The 17306-nt window shown below is 72.4% G+C and carries 17 protein-coding genes; 7 read left to right on the top strand and 10 right to left on the bottom strand.

The genetic code is table 11. The features are described from left to right. Nucleotides 1–69: 69 nt before the first annotated feature. The 3 genes from ACY34M_RS15375 (at nucleotide 70) to ACY34M_RS15365 (ending at nucleotide 3625) form a co-directional block, all read left to right on the top strand. Nucleotides 70–708 (top strand): DUF305 domain-containing protein, encoded by a 639-nt coding sequence (locus tag ACY34M_RS15375; protein WP_462718199.1) that lies wholly within the window; start codon nucleotides 70–72, stop codon nucleotides 706–708. Between the two features lie 94 nt (nucleotides 709–802). Then, nucleotides 803–2152 carry a ferredoxin--NADP reductase domain-containing protein gene (locus ACY34M_RS15370; RefSeq protein WP_462718198.1) on the top strand — a complete coding sequence of 450 codons (1350 nt, stop codon included), beginning with the start codon at nucleotides 803–805 and terminating at the stop codon, nucleotides 2150–2152. An 87-nt stretch (nucleotides 2153–2239) separates the two neighbouring features. After that, nucleotides 2240–3625: a nucleobase:cation symporter-2 family protein gene (locus ACY34M_RS15365; protein WP_462718197.1), complete on the top strand. Its 1386-nt coding sequence runs from the start codon at nucleotides 2240–2242 to the stop codon at nucleotides 3623–3625. Here ACY34M_RS15365 and ACY34M_RS15360 read toward each other — a convergent pair. Then, a complete protein-coding gene (locus tag ACY34M_RS15360) occupies nucleotides 3545–3919 on the bottom strand; it encodes an ArsR/SmtB family transcription factor (protein WP_462718196.1) in 375 nt (124 codons plus the stop codon). The genes ACY34M_RS15365 and ACY34M_RS15360 overlap by 81 nt on opposite strands. Before the next feature lie 178 nt (nucleotides 3920–4097). Here ACY34M_RS15360 and ACY34M_RS15355 point away from each other — a divergent pair, with 178 nt between their 5' ends. Further along, complete coding sequence (locus tag ACY34M_RS15355) at nucleotides 4098–5180, top strand: NADH:flavin oxidoreductase/NADH oxidase (protein ID WP_462718195.1); 1083 nt, start codon at nucleotides 4098–4100, stop codon at nucleotides 5178–5180. Nucleotides 5181–5234: 54 nt separating this feature from the next. On the opposite strand, the gene aztD is transcribed toward ACY34M_RS15355, so the two are convergent. From aztD to aztB, 4 genes are read right to left on the bottom strand one after another with little or no spacing between them, the layout of a single operon-like run. Further along, a complete protein-coding gene (aztD, locus tag ACY34M_RS15350; protein ID WP_462718194.1) occupies nucleotides 5235–6440 on the bottom strand; it encodes a zinc metallochaperone AztD in 1206 nt (401 codons plus the stop codon). A 26-nt stretch (nucleotides 6441–6466) separates the two neighbouring features. Continuing rightward, on the bottom strand, nucleotides 6467–7438 hold the full coding sequence (gene aztC / locus ACY34M_RS15345) for a zinc ABC transporter substrate-binding protein AztC (protein WP_462718193.1): 972 nt from the start codon (nucleotides 7436–7438) through the stop codon (nucleotides 6467–6469). Continuing rightward, nucleotides 7435–8661 carry a hypothetical protein gene (locus ACY34M_RS15340; RefSeq protein WP_462718192.1) on the bottom strand — a complete coding sequence of 409 codons (1227 nt, stop codon included), beginning with the start codon at nucleotides 8659–8661 and terminating at the stop codon, nucleotides 7435–7437. Before ACY34M_RS15340 ends, aztC begins: the two co-directional genes overlap by 4 nt. Beyond that, the gene (gene aztB, locus ACY34M_RS15335) at nucleotides 8658–9548 is read right to left on the bottom strand and encodes a zinc ABC transporter permease AztB (RefSeq protein WP_462718191.1); all 891 of its coding nucleotides are present in this window, start codon (nucleotides 9546–9548) and stop codon (nucleotides 8658–8660) included. Before aztB ends, ACY34M_RS15340 begins: the two co-directional genes overlap by 4 nt. A 14-nt stretch (nucleotides 9549–9562) precedes the next feature. On the opposite strand from aztB, the gene aztA reads away from it, so the two are divergent. Further along, entirely contained in the window at nucleotides 9563–10306 is a 744-nt protein-coding gene (gene aztA, locus ACY34M_RS15330; protein ID WP_462718190.1) for a zinc ABC transporter ATP-binding protein AztA, read from the top strand. Nucleotides 10307–10320: 14 nt separating this feature from the next. Here the strand turns inward: aztA and ACY34M_RS15325 are convergent, their stop codons facing one another. Continuing rightward, the gene (locus ACY34M_RS15325; RefSeq protein ID WP_462718189.1) at nucleotides 10321–10815 is read right to left on the bottom strand and encodes a nuclear transport factor 2 family protein; all 495 of its coding nucleotides are present in this window, start codon (nucleotides 10813–10815) and stop codon (nucleotides 10321–10323) included. Between the two features lie 30 nt (nucleotides 10816–10845). Further along, the gene (locus tag ACY34M_RS15320; protein WP_462718188.1) at nucleotides 10846–11658 is read right to left on the bottom strand and encodes a helix-turn-helix domain-containing protein; all 813 of its coding nucleotides are present in this window, start codon (nucleotides 11656–11658) and stop codon (nucleotides 10846–10848) included. Between the two features lie 119 nt (nucleotides 11659–11777). Between ACY34M_RS15320 and ACY34M_RS15315 the strand changes: the two genes are divergently transcribed. After that, nucleotides 11778–12137: a nuclear transport factor 2 family protein gene (locus tag ACY34M_RS15315; protein WP_462718187.1), complete on the top strand. Its 360-nt coding sequence runs from the start codon at nucleotides 11778–11780 to the stop codon at nucleotides 12135–12137. Nucleotides 12138–12163: 26 nt separating this feature from the next. On the opposite strand, the gene ACY34M_RS15310 is transcribed toward ACY34M_RS15315, so the two are convergent. After that, nucleotides 12164–14074 (bottom strand): hypothetical protein, encoded by a 1911-nt coding sequence (locus ACY34M_RS15310; protein WP_462718186.1) that lies wholly within the window; start codon nucleotides 14072–14074, stop codon nucleotides 12164–12166. A 182-nt stretch (nucleotides 14075–14256) separates the two neighbouring features. Between ACY34M_RS15310 and ACY34M_RS15305 the strand changes: the two genes are divergently transcribed. Further along, nucleotides 14257–15309 (top strand): Lrp/AsnC family transcriptional regulator, encoded by a 1053-nt coding sequence (locus ACY34M_RS15305; RefSeq protein WP_462718185.1) that lies wholly within the window; start codon nucleotides 14257–14259, stop codon nucleotides 15307–15309. A 280-nt stretch (nucleotides 15310–15589) separates the two neighbouring features. On the opposite strand, the gene ACY34M_RS15300 is transcribed toward ACY34M_RS15305, so the two are convergent. Both ACY34M_RS15300 and ACY34M_RS15295 read right to left on the bottom strand, forming a co-directional pair. Then, the gene (locus ACY34M_RS15300; RefSeq protein ID WP_462718251.1) at nucleotides 15590–16360 is read right to left on the bottom strand and encodes an amino acid ABC transporter ATP-binding protein; all 771 of its coding nucleotides are present in this window, start codon (nucleotides 16358–16360) and stop codon (nucleotides 15590–15592) included. 110 nt (nucleotides 16361–16470) lie between these two features. After that, entirely contained in the window at nucleotides 16471–17259 is a 789-nt protein-coding gene (locus ACY34M_RS15295; RefSeq protein ID WP_462718250.1) for an amino acid ABC transporter permease, read from the bottom strand. Between the last annotated feature and the right edge of the window lie 47 nt (nucleotides 17260–17306).

The following is a 17306-nucleotide window of genomic DNA, read 5'->3' as shown; positions in this document are numbered from 1 at the left end:
AACGGTTCACGGATCTCTCCGAGTATCGTCCTCCTCATGCACAGATCAATAGATGGCAACGTAATCGTCATGAAGGTTGCCGTTGCCGCGCTGGCGGCGGCGCTGGCATTGACCGGGTGCGACTCGGCGGGATCGGGCGACGGCGAGAAGGCCGACTCCGCTGCCTCGACCGGCCCTTCGGTCATCGCGCCGGGCAAGCCGGGCGACGCGGCCGAGACGCTGTCGGCCAAGGACGCGGAGCGGCGCGGTGCGGACGACACCCCGAACTCCGCCGACGTCGGCTACGCGCAGATGATGATCCAGCATCATCAGCAGGCCGTCGAGATGACCGAACTGGCCGCGAAACACGCCAAGTCGGCTCAGGTCAAGCGGCTCGCGGAGCGGATCGCCGCCGCGCAGGGGCCGGAGATCGACGCGATGCGCGGCTGGCTGCAGAAGTACGACAAGGACACCGGGGCGAGCGGCCACCAAGGGCACGGGGAGATGCCGGGGATGGCGACGCCCGCGCAGCTGAAGAAGCTGGAGGCGGCGCGGGGCGCGGCGTTCGACGAGCTGTTCCTGAAGCTGATGATCACGCATCACCAGGGGGCCGTGACGATGGCCACGGAGGTCAAGAGCGGCGGGAACAACGTGCAGGTGGAGGAGATGGCGGACGACGTGATCGCGCAGCAGACGACCGAGATCGAGCGGATGCGCGACATGTCCTGACGTTCCCGCGCGGCGCGCCGCCGCGCCCTCTCCCCCACCGCGCCTCCCGGTGTCATGCTGTGGAACATCAGCAGCTCGGTGGAGGGAGCCTCCCGTGCCGCACATCGCCGTCGTCGGTTCGGGTCCGAGCGGGGTCTACACCGCGCAGGGGCTCGTGCGGCAGGACCGCGTGCCGGACATGCGTGTCGATGTGCTCGACCGGCTGCCCTGCCCGTACGGGCTCGTGCGCTACGGGGTCGCTCCGGACCATGAAAAGATCAAGTCCCTTCAGAACAACCTCCGTTCGATCCTCGAGGACGAGCGGGTGCGTTTTCTCGGCGGGGTGGAGGTCGGCCCGGCCCTGCCGCCCGCCAAGCTCCTGGAGCTGTACGACGCGGTGGTGTACTGCGTGGGCGCGGCGGCCGACCGGCGGCTCGGGGTGCCGGGCGAGGACCTGCCGGGCAGCTGGTCGGCGACCGACTTCGTGGCCTGGTACAGCGCCCACCCGGACGCGTTCGACGGCGGTTTCGTGCGGGGCGTGCGCGCGGCCGTCGCGATCGGCGTGGGCAATGTGGCGGTCGACGTGACTCGGATGCTGGCCCGCGGCGCCGCCGAACTGCTGCCCACCGACATCCCGCACGCCGCGCTCGGCACCCTCGGGGCGAGCGAGGTGCGGGACGTGCACATGGTGGGCAGGCGCGGCCCCTCGCAGGCCCGCTTCACCACGAAGGAGCTGCGTGAACTGGGCGGACTTCCGGACACGGACGTAGTCCTGCACGAGCGGGAATTGGCGCTCGATCCGGCCTACAACGACCCGTCCGGCCTGGCCACCGCCCAGCGGCGCAACGTGGAGGTGCTGCGCGGCTGGGCCGCCGAGCCGTCGCGCGGTGCGCGCCGCCGGATCCATCTGCGGTTCCACCTGAGGCCCGTCGAGCTGCTCGCGGGCGACGACGGGCGGGTGGCCGGGGTGCGCTTCGAGCGGACGCGGCCCGACGGGCACGGGGGCGTGGTCGGTACGGGGGTGTTCGAGGTGGTCGGCGCGGGTCTTGTGCTGAGGTCGGTGGGGTATCGCGGGGTGCCGCTGGAGGGGCTTCCGTTCGACGAGGGCAGTGGCACCGTGCCGCACACGGCGGGGCGGGTGCTGCGGGATGCGCGGGTGGCGCCGGGCGAGTACGTCGCCGGGTGGATCAAGCGCGGCCCGACGGGGGTGATCGGCACCAACCGGCCCTGCGCCAAGGAGACCGTCACCTCGCTCCTGGACGACGCCGCCGTCCTCGTACGGGACGGGGAAGGACCCGCGCGGGATCCGCTGGCCGGGCTGATCGCCGCGGGGGCGCGGCCCGTGCCGTGGGACGGGTGGCGGGCGATCGAGCGGGCCGAGGCGGAGTTGGGGCGGGGCCTCGGGCGCGGCTCCGTCAAGATCCCCGACTGGGACGGCCTGTTGAGCGCGGCCCGCGGTTCGTAGACAACCCGACCCGGTCCGGCGGCGAGGACACGCAGCGGCAACACGGCGGAAATCAACAAAACGTTCAAGGTCTCTACGTTCTCGTGCATGACAACGCACCCCGTGGACCAGGTCCCGCCCGCACGCCAGTTGGTGGCGTTCGGTCTTCAGCACGTTCTCGCCATGTACGCGGGGGCGGTCGCCGTGCCACTGATCGTGGGCGGCGCGATGCGGCTCTCGCCCGCCGACCTCGCGTATCTGATCACCGCCGACCTGCTGGTGTGCGGTGTCGCCACACTCATCCAGTGCGTCGGCGTGTGGCGGTTCGGCATCCGGCTGCCCATCGTGCAGGGCTGTACGTTCGCGGCCGTGTCACCGATGGTGCTGATCGGCACGACGGGCGGCGGGCTGCCGGCGATCTACGGCGCGGTGATCGTGGCGGGGCTCGCCATGATGCTGCTGGCCCCGGTCTTCGGCCGCCTGCTGCGCTTCTTCCCGCCGCTGGTCACCGGCACGGTGATCCTGATCATCGGCCTGTCGCTGCTGCCGACCGCGGGCACCTGGGCCGCGGGCGGCTCCGGCGCCAAGGACTTCGGCGACCCGCGGAACATCGGCCTCGCGGCGTTCGTCCTGGTGCTCGTCCTCGCCGTGCAGCGGTTCGCGCCGCCGGCCCTGAGCCGGATCGCGGTCCTCGTCGGCATCGTGGCGGGCACTGCGGTGGCGATACCGGCCGGGTTCACGGACTTCGGGGCCGTGGGGGGCGCGCACTGGTTCGGGATCAGCACGCCGTTCCACTTCGGCGCCCCGGAGTTCCACCTGGCGGCGATCGTGTCGATGCTGGTGGTGGCGCTGGTGACGATGACGGAGACGACGGGCGACTTCATCGCGGTCGGCGAGATGACCGGCCGCCCGGTGGACCGGCGCGCGCTCGGCGACGGGCTGCGCGCCGACGGCTTCTCCACCGTCCTCGGCGGCGTCTTCAACACCTTCCCGTACACGGCGTTCGCGCAGAACGTGGGTCTGGTCGGCATGACGAAGGTGCGCAGCCGGTGGGTGGTCGCCGTGTCCGGCGGCATCCTGATCCTGCTCGGCCTGCTGCCGAAGCTGGGCGCGGTGGTCGCCGCGATCCCGTCGCCGGTGCTCGGCGGCGCGGGTCTGGTGATGTTCGGGACGGTCGCGGCGAGCGGGCTGAGGACCCTGTCGAAGGTGGGCTTCGAGGGCAACAGCAATCTGACCGTGGTGGCGGTCTCGGTCGCCGTCGGGCTGCTCCCGGTGGGCGTGCCGACGGTCTACGAGAAGTTCCCCGACTGGTTCCAGACGGTGATGGACAGCGGGATCAGCGCGGGCTGTCTGACGGCGATCGCGCTGAACCTCCTGTTCAACCACCTTCCGCAGAAGGCCGGTTCGCCGGATTCAGCTCCCGCCGAGCCGGTCGCTCTGCCGGGCAGCCGCGTCGAGGACACTGTCGAGCAGGCCGGGGAAGAGCGCGTCTAGATCGGCCCTGCGCAGGCCGTTCATCTTGGCGGTCCCCCGGTAGACCTGCTCGATCACGCCGCTCTCGCGCAGCACCCGGAAGTGGTGCGTGGTGGTGGACTTGGTGACGGGCAGGTCGATCTGCGAACAGGACAGCTCGGCCGCCTCGGACGTCGCGATCTCCCGGACGACGGCCAGACGCATCGGGTCGGAGAGCGCGTGCAGCACCGATTCGAGCCGGATCTCCGCGCGGTCGGGGTGCGCGAGCGTGCGACCGCCGGTGGCGGTCTCGGTGTGCGGTGCTGCGGCCGTCATGGACGACTCCCCTTCGCGGTCCGTGGTGCGGGCGGCTCGACGCCTGCGGGGCGTCACGGACATTGTACGAGAGCTATCGTAGTTTGACATCCGCCGTACTACGGTGGCTATCGTACAAGGCAGCTCCTCGTGCAACCCGCGAGGCGATGACGCGATCCGTAACCGAATGGAGTCCGCCGTGAGCGCACTGTTCGAGCCCTACACCCTGCGGTCCCTGACCATCCCCAACCGCGTGTGGATGCCGCCGATGTGCCAGTACAGCGCGGCTCCCGAGGGTCCGCTCACGGGTGCCCCGAACGACTGGCACTTCCAGCACTACGGGGCGCGCGCCGCGGGCGGCACCGGCCTGATCATCGTCGAGGCGACGGCCGTCTCCCCCGAGGGGCGCATCTCGCCGCAGGACCTCGGCATCTGGAACGACACCCAGGTCGAGGCCTTCCGCCGGATCACCTCGTTCCTGAAGTCGCAGAACACGGTGCCGGGCATCCAGCTGGGGCACGCGGGCCGCAAGGCCTCGACCGACCAGCCCTGGAAGGGCGGCGCGCCGGTGGGCCCGGACGCGTACGGCTGGGATGCCGTCGCGCCCAGCGCGGTGCCCTTCGACGAGCAGCACCCGGTCCCGGCCGAGCTGACGGTCGAGGGCATCAAGGAGATCGTCCAGCAGTTCGTCGACGCCACCCGCCGCACGCGGGAGGCCGGCTTCGAGGTCGTCGAGCTGCACGGCGCCCACGGCTACCTCATCGGCGAGTTCCTCTCCCCGCACTCCAACAAGCGCACCGACGAGTACGGCGGCTCCTACGAGAACCGCACCCGGTTCGCCCTGGAGGTCGTCGACGCGGTCCGCGCGGAGTGGCCCGATGAGCTGCCGCTGCTCTTCCGTATCTCCGCCACCGACTGGCTGGAGGACGGCGAAGGCTGGAGCGCCGACGACACCGTCCGCTTCGCCGCCGAGCTGAAGGAGCACGGCGTGGACCTGATCGACGTGTCGACGGGCGGCAACGCGGCGGGCGTCCGCATCCCCCTCGGCCCCGGTTACCAGGTTCCCTTCGCGGCGCGTGTGCGCAACGAGGCCGGGGTCCCAGCCGCCGCGGTCGGCCTGATCACCGAGCCCGAGCAGGCCGAGAAGATCCTCGCGAACGGGGAGGCCGACGCGATCCTCGTCGGCCGCGAGCTGCTGCGCGACCCGTCGTTCGCCCGGCACGCGGCGCGCGAGCTGGGCGCCGAGAGCCACGTCCCGGACCAGTACCACCGGTCCGTCTGAGCGAGCACGGCACGAGAATGCCCCCGCGGTCCCACGGACCGCGGGGGATGCGTGTCAGTGGCCGGCCACCACGCCGGACAGTTCGTTGGTGCCCTTCGGCAGCTTCACGGACGTGATCTTCTCGCCGGTCTCCAGGTCGATGGCGTGCAGGGCCTTCTTGCCGGGTTCGGAGACGTACGCGGTGTGGTCGCGGACGAACAGCGTGGGCCGGGGCTGCTGCCAGTCCAGGGGCTCCCGCCACTCACCGACGGCGTCGATCTTCTTCTCGACCTTTCCCGTGGCCGGGTCGACGACGTGGATCTTTCCGTCGGTGCCCAGGACCAGCGCCTCGCCCTCCGGCCCGCGGGCCAGCGAGCGGAAGGAGTAGCTGGTGCCGAGGTCGACCAGGCGGAGCTTCTTCTTCTCCGTGTCGACGAGGGAGATCCGCGTGGGGCGTTCCAGTTCGGCCTCGGCGTCGGTCTTGTAGTCGCCGAGGAGGACCGGGGAGGCGTCGCTGCCGGCCTGGTTGCCGATGCGGCCGTAGTCGTCCGGGGCGTCGATCTTCGTGAACTCGCCGTCCTTGTAGACGAGAACGCCGTCCTCGCAGCCGACGGCTATGGCCTCGCCCTTGGCGGCGCCCTCGCCGTGCACGCCGGGGCACTTCTCGTTGCGGGCGATCTCCTTGTTGTCCTTGTCGAGGACGAGCACGCCGGTGCGCTTCTCCGCGGTGCCGAGGGTGGTGAGGAGTTCGCCGCCGCGCAGTTCGACGGCCACGCCGTGGTGGGCGTCGGCCGAGGTGTAGCTGCGGCCCTCGGGCTTCTTGTCGCCGCCGAGGTCGGCGGGGTCGAAGACCTCCACCTGACCGGTGCCGTCGGTGAACAGCACGGTCCTGCCCGCGTGGCGGACCACGTGGCCCGGTTCGGAGCCCTTGTACTCGACGCCGGTGAAACGCTGCTGAGTGGCGTCCATGACGCGGAAGCCGCTGTCGGTGGAGACGACGACGTGGTCCTTGTCCCCGGCGGGGTTGAGGCGGTTGAAGCCGGGCAGATCGATCGTGCCGCCGAGCTTCAGGCTCTTGCCGTCGAGGACGTAGAGGCCGCCGTCGAAGCCGGCGACGATCGGGTCCTTGACCGCCTTGGCGGCGCCGGCCGCCTTGCCCGCCTTGGTGTCCTCGGTGTCCTCGCTCCCGCATCCGGTGAGGAGCGCGGACACCGCCAGGAGTCCGGCCGTCGCGGTGGCGGCTCTCCTGCGGGTGGTCTTCGTGACGCTGTGGGTGTTCACCTGCGTGTGTTTCCTTTCGTAGGTATTCATCCGGCCGTCAGGGCCTTGGTCATCGCGGTCGTGTTGGCGCGCATCATCCGCAGGTACGTGTCCGCGCCCTCGCCCTTCGCCGTCAGCGACTCCGAGTACAGCTCCACGACCTGGACCCGGCCGCCCAGCTCCTTGCGCAGCACCTCGGCCAGGCGCGTGGGCTGCGAGGAGTCGGCGAACACGGCGCGTACTCCGGCCTGTTCCATGGCCTGCGTGAGGGAGCGGAGGTCGGCGGAGCTCGGCGAGGCGAGAGTGCTGCCGCTGGGGACGACCGCGCCGATCACGCGGAGGCCGAAGCGGTCGGCGAGGTAGCCGAAGACGTGGTGGTTGGTGACGAGGGCGCGCCGGTCCTCGGGGACGCCGTCGAAGGACTCCGTCATCCACGTGGTGAGCTTCGCGAGTTGCTTGTCGTAGCGGTCGGCCCGCGCCCGCACCTCGCCCGTGTCGATGCCGTCGACGTGCTCGGTGATCTGGTCGGCGATGCGGCTCGCGGCCGTGCGCATCCGGCCCGGGTCGGTCCAGAAGTGCGGGTCGGCCTGTCCGTCCTCGTCGCCGTCGCCGTCGCCCGTACGGAAGGTCATCGGGTCGGCCGCCTTGCCCGCTTCGAAGGTCGCGACGCCGGAGGCGCGGGCGGCTTCGACGTGCCGCAGGACGTTCTCCTCCAGGCCGAGCCCGTTGTAGACGACCAGGTCGGCCCGTTCCAGGTCGGCGGCCTGCCGCGCGGAGAGGCCGAAGGAGTGCGGGTCGGCGTTGGGTTTCATGAGGACGGTGACGTCGGCCTGGTCGCCCGCTATCTGCCGGGTGACGTCGCCGAGGATGTTGGTGGTGACGACGATGCGCGGCCGGTCTCCGTCGGTGGCGCAGGACGTCAGGGTGGCGGTTGCCGCGAGGGCGAGCAGGCCCAGCAGCAGGCTGCGCAGCCGTGCGGTGCCGACCCGTACGCGCTTCTTCGCCTCGTCCGCGCTCATCGGCCGGTCTCCGCCATCAGCGCCGGGGCGATGTCGACGTCGAAGGTGCGGGCGAGGCGCAGGTCGTCGTTGTAGTCGACCTCGAACACCTGCTTGCCCTCGGGGTCGTTGACGTACGCGCGGCTGCGGTCGACCTCGACGACGGGGGCGCTCTCGGTGCTCGGCTTCCCGGTGAGGAGCCGCTTGGTGCGGGTGGTCTCCTTGCCCGTCTCCGGGTCGTAGCCGTGCAGTGCGCCGTCGGTCTCCAGGACGAGCAGCGGCGCTCCTTCCCCGGCGGTGTTCGCGGCGACGACGGGCCCGGTCGCCACCCGCTTCCAGGTGCGCTCGGTGACGTCCAGGATCCACACGGCGTCGTCCCCGGCCCGCGCGGTCAGGGTGTCGCTGCCGGGGCGCTGCTGGAAGTCGGTGGCGCGTTCGGCGGCCGGTACGTCCTTGTCGTACGGGATCGGTTCGGCGGTGAAGCGGCCCTTGTCCTCGCGGACGAGCAGGGCGCCGTCGGCGCAGCCGAGCACGAGGCCGCGGCGGGTGACGGCGTCACCGCGCGGGTCCTCGCACTCCGCGTCCGGGGCGGCGACCCGCTTGCCCTTGCGGTCGAGGACGGTGAGCTTGGTGGTGCCGTCCTCGTCGGTGAGGCCCACCAGGTGCTCCGCGTACGGGATGACAGGTCCGGTGTGCGTGCCCGGCAGCGTGCGGGTGCGCACGAGGTCGCCCTGCTCCTGCTGTGCGCGGTCGTACAGGGCCGCCCGTCCGTCCTTCCCTGTCACGGCGGTCACCGCGACGTCGGCGCGCACGGACGCGCCTTGTCCGACGGGCAGTTCGCCGACGTCGCGGATCGCGGCGCGGTAGTAGTGGACGTGGTCGCCGTGGTCGACGGTCCAGGAGCCGCCGTCGAGGACGTGGGTGTCGCCGGATGCCTGGAGGTAGCCGAAGCGTCCGTCCGTGGCGAGGCGGGAGGCACCCGCGGCGCGGTCGGTCCGGGTCACCTTGCCGGTGACGAGGTCGAGGACGCGGGTGGCCCCGCTGTCGGGGTCGTTGAGGAGCAGCCGGGACTGCTGCTCGGCGCCCTCCTTGGCGCCCGGCACGTAACCGTGCGGAGTGGTGGACGGCGAACTCGCCGCCGATGTGCGGTCGTTGTCCTCCTGGTTCGAGCAGCCCGCGACCAGCAGCGCGGTGAGCGCCAGCGGGACCGAGGCCCATCGCGTGGCGGTGTTTCTGGATATCAAGACAGTGCCTCCGAATTCCTTCGGTCGACTTCGAGCACGGGGGCGGGAGCGGTGGACACGGCTTGGCGTGTGCGGCGGTGGCGGACGCCGGAGGCGAGGTGGGACAGGAAGAAGAGGGTCACCGCGAGCGCCGAGACGGTGGCGCCCGCGGCGGTGCCCAGGTGCCAGGACAGGAGCAGCCCGCCGAAGGTGGCGGCGGCTCCGACGAGCGCGGCGGCGGCCATCACCCCGTGGACACTGCGCGCCCAGGGCAGGGCCGTGGCGGGCGGTGCGATCAGCAGGCCGAGGACGAGCAGCGTGCCCACGATGTGGAACGAGGCGACGATCGCGAGCCCCAGCAGGCCGAGCAGCACGGCGTGCGCGAGCCGCGGGCGCAGGCCCAGGGTGTGCGCCTTGCGGGAGTCGAACGCCAGGGCCAGGAAGGCCCGGTGGCCGAGCACGGAGACGAGGAGCGCCACCAGCAGCGCCGCCCCGAGCAGGACGAGGTCCTGTCCGCGTACGGCGAGGACGTCGCCGAAGAGGATTCCGGTGAGGTCCACGGCGAAGGACTGGGAGCGCGACACGATGATCACGCCGAGCGAGAGCATCCCGACGAACAGCAGCCCGATCCCGGTGTCACGGGACACCCGCCGGGCCCGGCCCAGAGCGGTCACCCCCGCGGTCATCACTGCCGCGCTCGCGACCGCACCCAGCACAGGACTCGCGCCGAGCAGTGCGGCCAACGCGACACCGGGCAGCAGGCCGTGGGACATCGCGTCGCCGAGGAAGGCCATCCCCCTGAGCACCACCCACGTCCCGGCGAGGGCGCATATCGCGGACACCAGGACACCGCCCCACAGGGCGCGCTGAACAAAGGCCACCTCGAACGGGGCCGTCAACCACTCCATGCGAGGACAGTACAATGAAAATCATGTTCAACAAACCGACTGTCTCGCCCGCCCCGCACCCCGGCCGGGCCACCCGTGTCCAGCTCACCGACCTCTGTGCCGGCTATCCGGGCCGCCCGGTCCTCCATCAACTGTCGTGCCGGATCGCGGAGTTGGAGACGACCGCGCTCGTCGGCCCGAACGGCAGCGGCAAGTCCACGCTGCTCGGTGTGCTGGCCGGTGTGATCCGGCCGACATCGGGAGAGGTCCGGCACGACGGGGACCGGCGGCCCGCCTTCGTTCCGCAGCGCGGGGCCGTCGGGGACACGCTGCCGCTGACCGTGCGGCAGACCGTGGACATGGGGCGCTGGGGCGGGCTCGGCGTCTGGCGTCGGCCGACGCGGCGGGACCGGGCCGCGGTCGACGCGGCACTCGACCGGCTCGGCGTCGGTCATCTCGCCGCACGGCAGCTGGGCGAGCTGTCGGGCGGGCAGCGCCAGCGCACGCTGATCGCGCAGGGACTCGCCCAGGAGTCCGACCTGCTGCTCCTGGACGAGCCGACCACGGGACTCGACCCGGAGGCCCGCGATCGCATCGGGTCACTGCTGACGGACCTCGCGGCGGAGGGTGTGACGGTCGTGCAGGCGACCCACGACCTGGCGGCCGCGCGCGCGGCGGATGCCTGCCTGCTGCTGCGGGACGGACACCTCGCCGGGCAGGGCCGCCCCGACGAGGTGCTCACCGAGTCGGCACTGGCCCGGCTCTGGCAGCCGGCCTGACGCCGCCCCGCGGATCAGCGCGGCCGCCCGGCACCACCCAGGTGTTCCGTGGGACCGCCGAAGGCCAGGACCAGCGTGCGCCGCTCCATCAGCCAACGCCCCTCCACCTTGCGGAAGGTGTCCTCGTAGTGCCCTATGTTCGCGGGCGGGCGGGGCGGGACGAGGGTGCCGTCGGTGTGACCGTCGACCCGGTGGGTCACGAAGTACGTGGTGGCGGTGGCGGTGTCCGGGGTTTCGACGGTGACCAGGATGTTCGTGCACAGCCGCCGGGACAGGCGGTCGGCGGGGCGGCCGCCGAAGTAGGCGCGCAGGGCCTCGGTGCCCTGGATCCGCCGGTTGTCCTCGGGCCACTCCCAGACGCCGTCGGGGGTGAAGAGCTCGCAGACCGTGCCGGGGTCCCCGAGGTCGAGGCGGCGCACGAGTTCCAGGATCAGGCGCTCGCAGGCGCGCTCCGCCAGGAGTCGGTGCAGCGGGTCGAGCGGCCCGTCGGCCGGAGTGTCCTCGGTCATCTCCCCGTCCTACCAAGAGCGGTGTTACGCCTACGAGTTCTTTTCGAAGTGGCGGCGCGTCCCGGCGTCCGCCGGGAGGAACGTCTCCAGGTGCAGCCCCTCCAGGGCCGCGTCGGCGGGCGTGGTGAGCTGTGCGGAGGTGCTGAATAAGCGGAGCGGTCCCGCGCTCGGCACGGTGAGTTCCAGGGTGAGGACCGGGCTGCCCGTCGGGGCGGTGCGGGGGACGGCGGTGAGGTGCCGCGCGGTCTCCTCGGCCAGGGCGAAGTGGCGCGGGTCGTGGGTGCGTTCGGCGCGGTGGACCAACTGGTGGTGCAGGTGGGAGGCCCACTGGGTGAAGTTGCGGATCCGTGGGGCCAGGCCCTCCTCGTGCACGCACAGACGGATGACATTGATCGGGGGTTCGAGGAGCCGCGGCGCACACCCTTCGAGCAGCGCCGCGACCCCGTCGTTGGCGTCGACGACGTCCCAGTAGGTGTCCAACAGCAGCGCCGGGTAGGGCATATGGGCGTCGAGGAGGCCCCGCAGCCCGTCCATGACGACCGCGAGCGAGGCGTCCGCGAGGTCCCGGTCCCGGTACTGGGGCGCGTAGCCGCCCGCGAGCAGCAGCTGGTTGCGGTCGCGCAGCGGGACGTCGAGGTGGTCCGCCAGGTGCAGGATCATCTCCGGCGTCGGGTGCGCCCTGCCGGTCTCCACGCGGCTGAGGTGCCGGGTGGAGACGGCGGAGCGGTTCGACAGCTCCTGCTGGCTGAAGCGGCGGCGCTCGCGCCAGCCGCGCAACAGCGGTCCGACGGCGCGGGTGTCCACGGCGTCCAGGGTGTCGGCGGCGTCCACGAGGGTGCTCATGGCGGTGAGCGTACGTCGGTGGGGCGCGCTTTCCATGACCTGTGAGGTCATGGAGGTTCCGGCGCCGCCCGGCCACCGTGGTTCCCGTCAACACACCGCATCACATCGGAGGTTCGACCATGACCACGCACTCCGCAGTCGACGCCTACCTCGCCACCTGGAACGCGGAGGGTGAGCAGCGTACGAAGCTCATCGCCGAGCACTGGGCGTCCGACGCCACCTACACCGACCCGCTGGCCGAGGTGGCGGGCCACGCCGCGCTCGCCGCGCTGATCGACGGGGTGCACCAGCAGTTCCCCGGCTGCGTGTTCACGCAGGTCGGCGACGTGGACGCGCACCACCGGCAGATGCGGTTCCAGTGGGGCCTGGGCCCCGAGGGCGCCGAACCGCTGGCGATCGGCTTCGACGTGCTCGTACTCGACGACGCGGGGCGGATCCGGGACGCGCGGGGATTCCTGGACAAGGTGCCGACCGCCTGAGACCGCACCACCCACCGCCGGCCGGGTCACGACACCTTCCACCCCACCACCGCCGCCGCCCGGCGCGACGCCTTCGATGCCCGGGCGCGCGGGCTCAGCGCCGCCTCCACGCGGCGGCGGACCGGTGCGCAGTACCTGACCGAGCCGTGCTGCCCACCGCGCAACTCGTCCGCGCTGCGCAGCAGTTCGGAAGCGAGGGCGGGCCGGCCGCGGGCCGCCGCGATGTCCGCGGCGAGTTCGGCGGTGCAGGCCGCGCCCGCCGTGTCGTCGTGGGCGAGATGGCTGTGCAGGGCCCGGCCCGCCTCCTCGGCGGCGACCTCCAACGGACCGCCGTCCCAGCGCAGCAGTTCGGCCTGCGCGTGTCCGAGCCACGCCTCCGCCCAGGGGTCGTGCACCTCCGTCGCCCCGGACCGCGGCAGCACCAGATCCTGCGCGGCCTCCGGGTCCGCACGGACGAGGGCGAGCGCGAGGGCCGCCCGGCACGGGGAGCCGCCGGGCCCGAACCCCGGTGTCTCGCCGAGGGTTTCGAGGGCGGACCGGAACGCGCCGGCGGCCTCGCGGACCCGGCCCTGGCGCAGCGCCGCGATCCCCCGCGTGAACGCGATCAGGCCGAGGCACCGGTCGTCGCCGTCCCGCTCGGCCGCCAGGCCGCCCCTCACGAAGGCGGCTTCGGCGGCCTCTGCGTCCCCGCTCAGCGATTCCAGGTATCCGACGAGCCACCACGCGCGGGCGGGGACGGGGCCTTGGTGCAGGCGCAGCACCTTCCGCAGCGCCGTCCGCCCCTCCTGCGCCCGCCCGCACGCCACCCACAGGAACCAGAGGTGCAGCACGGTGTCGAGGGCGACACCCGACTCCGCGGTCGGCGGGAAGGGGCCCGTGCGCGGGTCCATCGCCACGTGGAGGTCCGGCAGCTGACGCAGTACGAGGGCCCGCGCCTCGCGCTGCCGCCCCCGGCTCCACTGCGCGGCGGCCCGCCGGGCGAGTCCCGCGCACCACCGCCGGTGGTGCAGGACGAGCGCCCAGCGCTCCCCCGCCGCGTCCAGGGCGCGCAGACACACCTCGCGCATCGGCCCGGTCAGCCGGGTCCGCGGCCTGCCCGCGAGGCCGCCGTCCCCGCCGGGGTCGCCCGGCACGAGAGCGAAGGGAGCGACCCGCGCCATCAGGACCGGGATCCGCTCGGCGGGCAGCTCGCCGGAGGCGCACACCTCGCGCACCTCGTCCAGGTCGAAGCCCGCCTCGAACACGGCGAGGCGGCGCAGCAGCAGGCGCTCGCCGCGGCTGCTGCGGGCGTAGGACCGCTCGGCGATCGCGACCGCCCGCGACGTGTACGGGCGGCGTTCCACGGGCGCCAGATCGGCGGGGCCGCGCAGCCGGCAGCCCGCGTCCAGGAGCGGGCCGGGCAGGCCGTCGAGGCGGTGGGCGAGGGCGGTGGCGCGGGTGGCGGTCTCGGGGTCGGCCAGCAGCCACGGTCCCGCCGCGTCGGCGAGCAGGTCGACGGCGGCGTGTCCGCGCAGCGGCGGCAGCCGGTGCACCGCTTCGCCGCGCAGCCAGCTCGGGCGGTCCGAGATGCGCAGCACGGTCAGCCCCGGCACGTCCTCCAGGAGCGCGGCGAGCAGGTCGGTCCCCGCGCCGCCGAGGTGCTCCCAGTCGTCCAGGACGAGCAGCGGACGGGTCCGCACGCTCCGTCCCGGCCGGGCGCCGAACCGGTGGCGCAGCCGGACCAGGACGCCGCCGAGCACGCTCGCGTCGAGCCCGGCCCCCGATTCCCACACCACGTCGCGCCCGCCACGCGCGCGTACCTGCTGGACCGCCTCCCGCGCGAGCCGTGTCCTGCCCGCTCCCGACGGGCCCACCAGCGACACCAGGCGCCAGGACGCCAACCGCGTGAGCAGCGCCGCCAGTTCGCGCTCACGCGCCTTCAACTGCCCTTCACTCATACCGACCCACACCTTCACCGAAATCACGTATCCGATGGACGATCACCGCGACGTGTACTTCGATGAGTACTGCGCCACCTGTCGCGCGTGCGACTGGTGACGCATCCGGCGCGCCGCACTACCCATGGTTACGTCATGGCGAGAGCATTCCGGATAGGTGCGGGGTATCGACAAGGAGGTCCATGAAATCGGAGGAATCCGCCGTTTCGGAGGCGGATCTGACGCTGATTCACGCACTGCAGCTCGCCCCGCGTGCCAGTTGGGCCCAACTGTCGGACGAGATCGGCCATTCCGCGGGCACCCTCGCCCGGCGCTGGGCGCGGCTGACGGAGACCGGCGTCGCGTGGAGCGGTGTCCTGCCCGGCGCGGTGTTCGGCGGTGGGACGAGCCTGTGCTCCGCGTGGATCCAGGTGCGCTGCACGGCGGGCGGCGTCGCGGCCACCGCCGCCGAGCTCGCCCGCGATCCGGGCACGCTGTGCGTGGTGCATCTGGCGGGCGCGGCGGACCTGTTGGTCTACTACGCCTGCTACGACACCATGGCGCTCGACCGGTATCTGGGCGAGCGCCTGCATCTGCTGCCCGGTGTGCGGGCCACCCGGGCGCACCTGGTCACCGGGATGCACGGACCGATCTCTCCGCTCAGCCTCCAGCAGCTCGGCCCGGACAGCCGAAGACGGGTGTCCGCGCTCGCCCCGCACCTCGCGCCCGGCGCCGCCCCGCAGCACGGGCTGCCCGACGCCGCCGACCGTGCCCTGCTCCACGCGCTGGCCGGTGACGCCCGGCTCGGCGCGACGGCCCTCGCCAAGGCCTGCGGCCTGAGCGAGACGACGGTGCGCCGCCGCATCGACCGTCTGGAGGCCCGCTCGGGCCTGTGCTACATGGTCAAGCTCGCGCCCCGGTACACGACACGGCCACTGCTCTGCTTCCTCTACCTGAACGTGCCGCCGGGGCAGATCGCCCAGACCGCCGCCGCGGTGCTGCGCCAGCCCGGCACCCGCAACGTGTCGTCCGTGACCGGCCCGCACAACCTGCTGGTCCTCGCCTGGCTGCGCTCCCCCGCCGGGCTCGCCGAGTACGCGGAGCGCCTGACCCGCACGGTCCCCGCGGTCCAGATCATGGAGACGACCGTGGCGCTGCGCGTCCAGAAACTGGGCGCCCAGATCCTGACCCCCAACGGCACCCGCGAACGCCTGGTGGCCCCGGACGTCTGGGGGACGTATCCGCGGACGGGGTGAGAGAGGGCGGGCCGGGCGATCACGCGAGCGGGACACGAGGACGCGCCGCGCAAGAGCGCGCCCCTGGCCAGGGCACGCCTGACCGCAGGACGCACCCGCCAAGAGCGCGCCCCCCGCCGCTACAACTCCCCGCCGGCAGACGCCCACACGCCCCGGGCGCGGCCCCGACAGAAGCGTGCACCCACTGAGAAGCCGCACGCGACAAGCACACGGACCTCCGGCCAAGGGCACGCGCCCGACGAGCGCACAGGCCGGGGGCGCGGTCCCTGGCCTCCCGGCGCTACGACTCTCCGCCGGCAGGCGCTCGGGCGTCTCCCGGGTTCACGACTCGTGCGAGGAACGAGCGGGTGCGTTCGTGGCGTGGGGTGACCAGGACCTGCTCCGGGGTGCCCTCCTCGACGACCACGCCGCCGTCCATGAACACCACGCGGTCCGCGACCTCGCGGGCGAAGCCCATCTCGTGGGTGACGACCATCATCGTCATGCCCTCGTCGGCCAGCGTGCGCATCACGCCGAGCACATCGCCGACGAGCTCCGGGTCGAGCGCGCTGGTCGGCTCGTCGAACAGCATCAGCTCGGGCCCCATCGACAGCGCACGGGCGATGGCGACGCGCTGCTGCTGGCCGCCGGAGAGCTGCGCCGGGAAGGCGGTCTCCTTGTCGGCGAGACCGACGCGGTCGAGGTTCGCGCGGGCCGTCCGCTCCGCCTCCTCGCGGTCGCGCCCGAGGACGCGGCGCTGCGCGATGGTGAGGTTCTCCAGCACGTTCAGGTGCGGGAAGAGGTTGAACTGCTGGAAGACCATGCCGATCCGGCGGCGTACGCGGTCGATGTCGAGGTCGGGGTCCGTGAGGTCGGCCCCGGCCACCACCACCCGCCCCGACGTGGGCTCCTCCAGCAGGTTGGTGCAGCGCAGCAGGGTGGACTTGCCGGAGCCCGAGGGGCCGATGACACAGACCACCTCGCCCTGCGCGACGGTGAAGTCCACCCCGCGCAGCACCTCCAGGTCGCCGAACGACTTGTGCAGTCCCTGGATCTCGATGGCCGCGGTCATGCCGGTGTCCTCGTCCTCGGTGTCGTTCCGTACGTCCTCGGTGTCGTTCCGTACGTCCTCGGTGTCGTTTCGTACGTCCTCGGTGTCGTTGTGGTGCGTCATGCCCCCGCTCACCTCGCCTTCGCGTGCCGCGCCTCGAGGCGGCGGACCAGATAGCCCAGCGGGATGGTGACGAGGAGGTAGCACAGGCCCGCGACGAAGATGGGCGTGCTGTTGGCGGTCTCGCCGGCCAGGTCCCGGCCGAACTTGGTGAGTTCACGTGTCTCCAGGGACACGCCGAGGAAGAGGACCAGCGAGGAGTCCTTGAACAGCAGGACCAGTTCGTTGGTGAGCGGCGGCACGATGACGCGGAAGGCCTGCGGGATGACGATGGAGCGCATCGCCAGGGTCTGCGACATGCCCAGCGTGCGGGCTGCCTCCAGCTGGCCGCGGGGCACGGCCTGGATTCCGGCCCTGATGGTCTCGGCCATGTACGCGGCGGCGACCAGGCCGAGCGCGATGGCCACCTGCCCGTAGACACCACCGGGCAGAGCCGTACCGGGGAAGGCGAGGGGCACACCGACGCCGATGAAGATGAAGATCAGCAGGGCGGGCAGTCCGCGGAAGAACTCGATGTAGATCGAGGCGAGCCACCGGTAGGGGGCCACCGAGGACAGCCGCATCAGGGCGATGACAAGGCCGAGCACGAGCCCGACGCCGAACCCGGTGAGGGTGTAGATCACCGTGTTGACCAGCGCCGTGGTGATCAGCGCCGGGAACATCCGGCGCGCCACGGACGGTTCGAGGAACTGGTGCTGAAGCTGCCCCCAGTCGGCGAGCGACACGGCCAGCAGCACCGCGACGACCAGCACCGCGTACTGGACGGCGCGCGTCACCTTGCGGCGGCGGCGCGGCGACATGCGCCGCCGCGGTGTGTCCCGTCCGGAACCCCCGTCCACCGACGGTG

It is taken from the genome of Streptomyces sp. EDA2-14, from assembly GCF_054963755.1.
This window is presented reverse-complemented; position numbering and strand designations above follow the sequence as displayed.